Consider the following 2,616-nt stretch of genomic DNA (forward strand, 5'->3'; position numbering starts at 1 on the left):
GTCCGCTCCGTCCGCTCCTACTGTTTGTATGCACACGGTTTCAGGATCTATTTCACTCCCCTCCCGGGGTTCTTTTCGCCTTTCCCTCACGGTACTGGTTCACTATCGGTCGATTACGAGTATTTAGCCTTGGAGGATGGTCCCCCCATGTTCAGACAGGATTTCTCGTGTCCCGCCCTACTTGTCGTATGCTTAGTACCACCGTTCRRATTTCGTGTAAGGGGCTATCACCCTCTATGGCGYYTATTTCCAGARGCTTCCACTATCCRATCGACTATCACATACAGGCTCATCCCATTTCGCTCGCCACTACTTTGGGAATCTCGGTTGATTTCTTTTCCTGCAGCTACTTAGATGTTTCAGTTCGCCGCGTTCGCTTTGCATACCTATGTATTCAGTATGCAATGACCTATAAAGGCCGGGTTTCCCCATTCGGAAATCTGCGGATCAAAGCTCGTTTGCTAGCTCCCCGCAGCTTATCGCAAGCTACTACGTCCTTCATCGCCTGTAATCGCCAAGGCATCCACCATGTGCACTTATTCGCTTGTCCCTATAACGTTGGCCTCTGCTGACAACAGAGATCGTCACAGGTACAAGAGTACAGCTGTGTTGCAATGATACAAATACTACTACCCAAGCACATGCTGTCGCATGYGCTTAAAAACTTTACTTCTTCCAGATTGTTAAAGAACGAAAAAACAGTGATCTCGAAAAGACCAAACCTAAACCGCGTTGGCGTATTCGCCAGGCTTACGTTTGAACTTTTACCATTTAAATGGTGGAGGATGACGGGATCGAACCGACGACCCCCTGCTTGCAAAGCAGGTGCTCTCCCAGCTGAGCTAATCCCCCATTCAGGTGATGCTTAGTGCTGATTGGTAGGGCTGGTTGGACTCGAACCAACGACCCCCGCGTTATCAACACGGTGCTCTAACCAGCTGAGCTACAGCCCCGATAAAACTGTTCTTTACTATTCAACAGTCGATAAGCGTGGACGCTTGATRATGAAACTTCTCAGTTTCGYGGTGCTACTCTAGAAAGGAGGTGATCCAGCCGCACCTTCCGATACGGCTACCTTGTTACGACTTCACCCCAGTCACGAATCCTACCGTGGTAAGCGCCCTCCTTGCGGTTAAGCTACCTACTTCTGGTAAAACCCGCTCCCATGGTGTGACGGGCGGTGTGTACAAGACCCGGGAACGTATTCACCGCGACATGCTGATCCGCGATTACTAGCGATTCCAACTTCACGCAGTCGAGTTGCAGACTGCGATCCGGACTACGATACACTTTCTGGGATTAGCTCCCCCTCGCGGGTTGGCGGCCCTCTGTATGTACCATTGTATGACGTGTGAAGCCCTACCCATAAGGGCCATGAGGACTTGACGTCATCCCCACCTTCCTCCGGTTTGTCACCGGCAGTCTCATTAGAGTGCTCAACTRAATGTAGCAACTAATGACAAGGGTTGCGCTCGTTGCGGGACTTAACCCAACATCTCACGACACGAGCTGACGACAGCCATGCAGCACCTGTGTTACGGYTCTCTTTCGAGCACARCCAAATCTCTTCGGYCTTCCGTACATGTCAAGGGTAGGTAAGGTTTTTCGCGTTGCATCGAATTAATCCACATCATCCACCGCTTGTGCGGGTCCCCGTCAATTCCTTTGAGTTTTAATCTTGCGACCGTACTCCCCAGGCGGTCTACTTCACGCGTTAGCTGCGTTACCAAGTTAATTAAAACCCGACAACTAGTAGACATCGTTTAGGGCGTGGACTACCAGGGTATCTAATCCTGTTTGCTCCCCACGCTTTCGTGCATGAGCGTCAATCTTGACCCAGGGGGCTGCCTTCGCCATCGGTGTTCCTCCACATCTCTACGCATTTCACTGCTACACGTGGAATTCTACCCCCCTCTGCCAGATTCTAGCCTTGCAGTCTCCAACGCAATTCCCAGGTTGAGCCCGGGGATTTCACGTCAGACTTACAAAACCGCCTGCGCACGCTTTACGCCCAGTAATTCCGATTAACGCTTGCACCCTACGTATTACCGCGGCTGCTGGCACGTAGTTAGCCGGTGCTTATTCTTCAGGTACCGTCATTAGCKCAGGRTATTAGCCYWMACCGTTTCTTCCCTGACAAAAGAGCTTTACAACCCGAAGGCCTTCTTCACTCACGCGGCATTGCTGGATCAGGCTTTCGCCCATTGTCCAAAATTCCCCACTGCTGCCTCCCGTAGGAGTCTGGACCGTGTCTCAGTTCCAGTGTGGCTGGTCGTCCTCTCAGACCAGCTACTGATCGTRGCCTTGGTGAGCCTTTACCTCACCAACTAGCTAATCAGATATCGGCCGCTCCAGGAGCACAAGGTCCGAAGATCCCCTGCTTTCATCCTTAGATCGTATGCGGTATTAGCGTAACTTTCGCTACGTTATCCCCCACTCTTGGGTACGTTCCGATATATTACTCACCCGTTCGCCACTCGCCGCCAGGTTGCCCCGCGCTGCCGTTCGACTTGCATGTGTAAAGCATGCCGCCAGCGTTCAATCTGAGCCAGGATCAAACTCTTCAGTTCAATCTCTGTTTGTTGGCATTTCTGCCACCCTACATTGCTGCAGGGG

Annotated in this window: 2 tRNA genes and 2 rRNA genes; all 4 read right to left on the reverse strand. The window is 51.6% G+C overall.

From position 1 onward, the window contains the following. Positions 1-550 (reverse strand): 23S ribosomal RNA (locus tag AC1DYN_RS32085); the annotation flags it as partial. Positions 551-776: 226 nt separating this feature from the next. After that, positions 777-852: transfer RNA gene (locus AC1DYN_RS32090), tRNA-Ala, on the reverse strand. Positions 853-876: 24 nt separating this feature from the next. Further along, positions 877-953 (reverse strand) — tRNA-Ile (locus AC1DYN_RS32095). 84 nt (positions 954-1,037) lie between these two features. Then, positions 1,038-2,570, reverse strand: a 16S ribosomal RNA gene (locus tag AC1DYN_RS32100). Positions 2,571-2,616 lie beyond the last annotated feature (46 nt).

It is taken from the genome of Rhizobacter sp. P2_D12, assembly GCF_056404395.1.